Genomic DNA, 6,517 nt, shown 5'->3' on the forward strand with positions numbered 1-6,517 from the left:
GCTGGCCAAGGGGCTTAGCCCGTAGGACAGAACAACAAGGGGTGTTCGGGCCACGGTCCGGGCACCCCTTTCGTCGCGCCGAAAGCCATCGGCGCACACGACAGCGGGCCGGCTCCCGGAGGAGCCGGCCCGCTGGGGTCGAACCGTCAGAAGCTGGGTGCCGAGGTGGGTGCCTTGAGCGTGCCCAGGTACGGGTGCCAGAGGTGGTCGGGGTTCGCCTCGACGGCGGCGACCACCTCCTTCATCGCCTTGAGCGCCTTGGGTTCCTCGCCGTCGTACACGTCGCCCTGCAACATCTTGAGCACGTCCACGCGATACCGGTGGTCCTGCACGAACGCGGTGAACAGCACGTTGAGCCGGTAGTAGATGGAGATGAACTCGTACCAGTACTTCACCGCCCGCCGCAGCTTCGACTCATAGGTGCCGAAGCGCTCCTTCTCGTACGAGCCGGCGGCGTGCGCGGCGATGATGTCCTGGGCCGCGATCCGCGCGCTGTTGAGCGCCACGCTCACACCGCTGGAGAAGATCGGGTCGACGAACCGGGCCGCGTCACCGATCAGCACGAACCGGTCGCCGCAGATCTTCTCCATCGCGTAGCTGTAGTCGCCCTCGACCTTGAACGGGCGCAGCCGCTGCGAGTTCTTCAGCGCGTCGGCCAGCTCCGGGCGGCTTCCCACGAAGTCCCAGAAGAACTCCTCGCGGTCGCCGGAGCTCTCGCGGAAGCGCTTCTTCTGGGTCACCACGCCGATGGACGTGATGGTGTCGGTGATCGGGATCTGCCACACCCAGGTGTCCTTGATGGGCAGGAAGTGCACGAAGATGTGGTCCACCTGCGACGCGTCCCCCGCCAGCGCACCGCGGTCGAGGCCCTCGAACCAGGTGTGCACCGCGTACTGGTCGAACACCGGGTCGCTGACCTTCACCTTGAGCTGCTTGCCCAGCAGCGTCGAGCGGCCGGAGGCGTCGACCACCATGCGCGCGGTGAACGGGACGTCGCGCGGGCCGACGCGGCAGGTCAGGCGCACCTCCGACGGGGAGGAGAAGTCGACGTCGCGCACGCGGACGCCGTTGAAGACCGTGGCGCCCTGCTCCTGGGCGTGCTTGAGCAGGATCGCGTCGAAGCGGCCGCGGTCGACGTGGAAGGTGTAGTCGCGGTCCACACCGGGCTGGTTGCGCTCCACGAACTGGATGTCCGCGGTCCAGCCGTGGCTCAGGCCGCTGTAGCCCATCTTCGGGATGTCGCGCGACTCCGCGGACGTCCAGGACGCCCCGTACTTCTTCGGGAACCCGGCCTCGTCGACCTTCTCCAGCGCGCCGATCTCGGCCAGCACCGGTGTGGTGGCGGGGACCAGGGACTCGCCGACGTGTTCGCGCGGGAAGGTCTCGCCCTCGAACACGACCACGTTCAGGCCGGCCCTGGCCAGGTAGGACGCCATCGTCGAGCCGGCCGGGCCGCCGCCGATGATCGCGACGTCGTAGTCGGTGCTCATGCGCGCACCCCCTGCTCCTCGTGCAGCATCGCGGCGATGGTGCTGATGTCCGCGAAGTGCCGCGCGTCGATCTTGGTCAGCGGCACCTGCACGGCGAACTCGTCGCGGATGAACGCCATCAGCACGGCGATGCGCAGCGAGTCGAGGACGCCCGACTCGATCAGCGGCGTGGCCGCCGTCAGCTCCACGTCGTCGGAGTCCGACAGGAACTCCCGTCGCACGAAGGCGAGCAGTGCGGAGACGTATTCTTCCTCGGTCATCGGTTCTCACTCTCGTCGAGCAGGGCCAGTTCTTCGTCGGACATCCGGTCGAGCTCGGCCCGCACCTGCTCCTCGACCACGGCGGCGAGGTCGGCGACCGTGCCGCCTTCGAAGACCGCGCGCATCGGCACGGTCACCTCGAACTCGGACTGGATCGTCGCGATCAGCCGGATCGCGAGGATCGAGTTGCCGCCGATCGAGAAGAAGTGGCTGTGCGCGCCGACCGGGACGCCGAGCAGCGCGGTGAACACCTCGGCAACCCGTTCCTCGACGACACCGCGCGGTGCGACCAGGGTCTCGGCGGCGGGGCCGGGTGCGGGCAGTGCGGCGCGGTCGAGCTTTCCGTTGGCGTTCAGGGGGAACGCCGGGAGCGCGGTGAACGTCGCGGGCACCATGTAGGCGGGCAGCTTCCCGGCGCACCACCCGCCGAGCTCCACGTCACCGGCCACCGGCACGTAGTACGCGGTCAGCACGCCGTCCCCGGCGACCACGACCGCGTCGCGCACGCCGGGGTGCTCGGTGAGCACCCCGGTGACCTCGCCCAGCTCCACCCGGTAGCCGCGGATCTTCACCTGCTGGTCGCGCCGGCCGACGAAGTCGACGGCGCCGCCGGGCAGCAGCCGCACGAGGTCGCCGGTGCGGTAGAACCGCGTTCCCGGCGGGCCGAAGGGATCGGGCAGGAAGCGCTCCGCGGTGAGGTCCGGCCGGTTCGCGTAGCCGCGGGCCACGCCGGCGCCGCCGACGAACAGCTCCCCCACCACGCCGACCGGCACCGGCTCCAACCGGGTGTCGAGCACGTGCATCGTGACGCCGGGCAGCGGTGTCCCGATCGGCACCGAGTCGCCGAGCGGCGAGCGCACCGGATGGGTGCACGTGCCGACCGAGGTCTCGGTGGGGCCGTACTCGTTGACCAGGTCGACCAGGCCGTCCCACTGCGCGGCGAGCCGGGGCGGGAGCGCCTCGCCCGCCACGACGACCACGTCGGCGAGCCCTGCGCGCTGCGCGGGCTCCAGCTGCTGGGTGAGCACGTCGAGGTGGCCGGGTGTGAGCTTGAGGAACCCGAACGGTGCCGCGGCCAGCAGCCGCGCGCCGAGCTCGGTGAGGTCGAGGTCCTGGGGCAGCAGGTGCGTCGGGTGCCCGGCCAGCAGCGGCGCCCACACGTTGGGCACGACCAGGTCGAACGCGACCGACGAGAACACCGGCGCACCACCGGTTGCGGCGAGCTCGCCGACCGCCCAGCGGACGTGGTTCGCGAGGCCGCGGTGCGGCACCTGCACGCCCTTGGGCCGCCCGGTCGAACCGGAGGTGTAGATGACGTACGCCAGCGCGTCCAGGTCCATCGAACGCGGCAACGGGCTCGCGTCGCCGTCGTGGACGTCGGGCCGCAGGCCGCCGAAGCCGTCGCGGTGGGTGATCAGGACGTCGGCCCCGGCGTCGGCCAGCACGTACCGGACGCGGTCGGCCGGGAAGTCCGGGTCCAGCGGCACGTACGCACCGCCCGCCTTCCACACCGCCAGGAACGCCGCCGGCAGGTCCGCGCCGCGGTCCAGCAGCACGCCGACGACCGACTCCGGTCCGACGCCCACGTCCCTCAGCCTCCGGGCCAGGCGGTTGGCGTGCGCGTCGAGCTCGCGGAACGTGACGGTCGCGCCGGCCACGACCAGCGCGGTCGCGTCGGGGGTCGCCGCGGCCTGCCGCTCGAACCCGTCGAGGACCGACGACGTGACCGGCTCGACCGGGTTGCCGCTCCACGACAGCACGTCGCGGCGCTCGTCCGCGGGCAGCAGGTCCGCGGTGCCGAGCAGCGTCTCGCCCGTGACGGACGCCAGCAGCTGCCCGAGGTGCCGTGCCATCCGCTCGACGGTCGACCGGTCGAACAACGAGGTCGCGTACTCCAGCATCCCCGTCATCGATCCGTCGGACTGCTTGCGCAGGTAGAGCGTGAGGTCGGTCTTGGCGACCTGGGACGCTTCGAGCAGGGTGGTCAGCTCGGCGTCGTCGGAGGGTGCGCCGGTCAGCTCGTCGCCGTGGAAGTCGAACGCCACCTGGTAGAGCGGCGTGCGGGACAGGTCCCGTTCCGGGGCGAGTGCGGCGACGAGCCGTTCGAACGGCAGCTCCTGGTGCGCGAACGCCTGCTTGCACGTGTTGCGCACGGAGTCGAGGGCCTGTTCGAAGGTCAGGTCGCCGTCCAGGCGGCAGCGCAGCACGATGCTGTTGAGGAAGAACCCGACGACGTTCTCGATCTCGGGGCGGTCGCGGCCGGCGACGGGGCTGCCGACGACCACGTCCCACTGGGCGGTGTAGCGGGCGAGCAGCGTGGCGTAGGCGGTGAGCAGCACCATGAACGGGGTCGCGTCGCTGCGCCTGCCGAGCTCCTCCAGCTGCCGCGAGACCGCGGCCGGGACGGTGAAGCCGACGACCGCGCCACGGGCGTCGCGCGCGGCGGGCCGCGGGTGGTCGGTGCGCAACGCCAGCGGCGTGGCACCCGCCAGCTCCTCGCCCCAGTGCGCCAGCTCGCGGGCGAGGACCTCCTCGGTGAGGCGGTCCCGTTGCCACACCGCGTAGTCCGCGTACTGGACGTCCGGTGTGGACGGTGTGCGGCCGGCCAGGACCTCGTGGAACTCCCGTTCCAGCACCGCGGAGGACCAGCCGTCGCAGACGATGTGGTGCATCAGCACGACGAGCCGTCCCGCCGCCGGGAACAGCAGCGCTCGCACGACGGGGCCGGTGGCGAGGTCGAAGCCGCGCCGGGCGTCCTCGTCGAGGACGGCCGCGATCCGGTCGGCCGGGACGTCGAGCACGCGCAGCTCCACCGGCCGCGGTGGGTCGACGACCTGGCGTGGTTCGCCATCCTCGACGACGAACCGGGTGCGCAGCGACTCGTGCCGTGCGATCAGGGCGTCCAGTGCGGTGCGCACGGCGGTTTCACCGGCGTCGGTGCGCAGGAACAGCCCGGAGACCCACTCGCGTGCGGCGGGGTGGATCCGGTCGAGCAGCCACAACCGCTGCTGGCCGAACGACAGCGGCAGCGCGCCGTCGCGCGGCACCGGGCGCACCGGTACCGCGGACGCCGGCCGCGGGTCGATCAGCCGGGCCTGCGCGGCCACGGTGGCAGAGGTGAGCAGCGCGGCCAGCGGGACGTCCACACCGGTGGCCGCGCGCAGCCTGTTGCCGAGCCTGGTCAGCTGCAGCGAGGAGCCGCCGAGCCGGAAGAAGTCGTCGTGCGCGCCGACCTGCTCGACGCCCAGCAGCTCACGCCACACCCCGGCGACCAGCTCCTCGGCCTCGGTGCTCACGGCGGGTACGGCGGTGCCGGGCGCGGGCAGGGCGGTGCGGTCGACCTTGCCGCTGGACGTGCGCGGGAAGTCGTCGAGCTCGACGAACGCGGCGGGCACGTGGGTCTCGGGCAGCCGGGCGGCGAGGTAGGCGGCCAGGTCGACCGCTGAGCCCAGCCGCGCGTAGGCGGCGAGCCGGGTGGCACCGCTGGCCGCGGTGTAGGGCGCGACGACGGCCTCGCGCACGTCGGGGTGGGCGTTGAGGACGGCTTCGACCTCGCCGGGCTCGATCCGCACGCCGTTGACCTTGACCTGGTGGTCGAGTCGGCCGAGGTGCTCCAGGGTGCCGTCCGCGCGCCGGCGGACGCGGTCGCCGCTGCGGTACCACCGGGTGCCGCCGGGACCCGGGACGAACCGCTCCGCGGTCAGCGCGGGGTCGGCGAGGTATCCCTGGGCGACGCCTGGTCCGCCGATGAGCAGCTCGCCGTCCTCGGCGATCTCCACGCGCATGTCGTCGATCGGTGTGCCGATCGGAACCGGGCCGGACCGCTGCAGGTCGTCGAACCGGTGCGCGGTCACGTCGATGGCCGCCTCGGTCGGCCCGTAGGTGTTCCAGACCGTGACGGGGCAGTTCTCCGCCACCCGCAGGAACCGCTGCACGAGCTCGGCGTGCAGCTGCTCGCCGCCGGAGGAGAGGACGCGCAACGTCGTGCAGCGGTCCCACCCCGGCTCCTCGACCAGCGCGCGCAGCATCGAGGGCACCACCTGCAGCACCGTGATCCCGTGGTCGGCGACCGCGCGCACGATGGCGGCGGGGTCCCGTTCCGCCCCGGGCGGTGCCAGCACGACGGTCGCGCCGCTGATCAGCGGCGCCCAGACCTCCCAGCCCGCCGCGTCGAACGTGAGCGCGGTCTTCTGCAGCACCCGGTCCCCGGCCGCGAGACCGTGGGTGCGGGTCAGCCACCGCAGCTGGTTGCCGATGCCGGCGAGCGTGACGACCACGCCCTTCGGGGTGCCGGTGGAACCGGAGGTGTGGAGCACGTACGCCGGGTGGTCGCCGCTGAGGGGCACGTCCGGTGCGACCGGGTCCTGGTCGTGCAGCACGGTCAGGTCGGGGTCGAGCACGACGTCCGCTGCCGCGTCCGAGACGACCAGGCGGGGCTGCGCGGCCGCGAGCACCGCCGCGTTCCGCTCGGCCGGGTGGGCGGGGTCCAGCGGCGTGTAAGCCGCGCCCGCCTTCCACACCGCGAGCAGCGCGACGACGAGGCGCACGCCTCGGGGCAGCCGCACGGCGACGAGGTCACCGGGCCGGACACCGTTGGCGCGCAACAGGTTCGCGAGCTGGTTGGCCGACCGGTCCAGCGCGCGGTAGGTGATCCGGCGGGTGCCTTCGACGAGCGCTACCGCGTCCGGTTCGCCGGCCGCCCGCCGCGCGATCCATGCGTGGGGCACGCTGTTCATTCGTCTCTCCACTGTGTGCGCGTTGGGACGG

General features: G+C 72.5%; 3 protein-coding genes. All 3 read right to left on the reverse strand.

The window, feature by feature from the left end:
- Window positions 1-146: 146 nt before the first annotated feature.
- From ACZ7CH_RS13990 to ACZ7CH_RS14000, 3 genes are read right to left on the reverse strand one after another with little or no spacing between them, the layout of a single operon-like run.
- Complete coding sequence (locus tag ACZ7CH_RS13990; RefSeq protein ID WP_470369146.1) at window positions 147-1,490, reverse strand: NAD(P)/FAD-dependent oxidoreductase; 1,344 nt, start codon at window positions 1,488-1,490, stop codon at window positions 147-149.
- Entirely contained in the window at window positions 1,487-1,750 is a 264-nt protein-coding gene (locus tag ACZ7CH_RS13995) for a phosphopantetheine-binding protein (RefSeq protein ID WP_360383744.1), read from the reverse strand. Before ACZ7CH_RS13995 ends, ACZ7CH_RS13990 begins: the two co-directional genes overlap by 4 nt.
- Entirely contained in the window at window positions 1,747-6,486 is a 4,740-nt protein-coding gene (locus tag ACZ7CH_RS14000) for an amino acid adenylation domain-containing protein (RefSeq protein WP_470374037.1), read from the reverse strand. Before ACZ7CH_RS14000 ends, ACZ7CH_RS13995 begins: the two co-directional genes overlap by 4 nt.
- Between the last annotated feature and the right edge of the window lie 31 nt (window positions 6,487-6,517).

This window comes from Lentzea sp. NPDC037011, from assembly GCF_055607425.1.

Excerpts from the sequence above, each read along its gene's own strand:
- ACZ7CH_RS13990 (WP_470369146.1), bottom strand. The coding sequence starts at position 1,490 with ATGAGCACCGACTACGACGTCGCGATCATCGGCGGCGGCCCGGCCGGC.
- ACZ7CH_RS13995 (WP_360383744.1), bottom strand. The coding sequence starts at position 1,750 with ATGACCGAGGAAGAATACGTCTCCGCACTGCTCGCCTTCGTGCGACGG.
- ACZ7CH_RS14000 (WP_470374037.1), bottom strand. The coding sequence starts at position 6,486 with ATGAACAGCGTGCCCCACGCATGGATCGCGCGGCGGGCGGCCGGCGAA.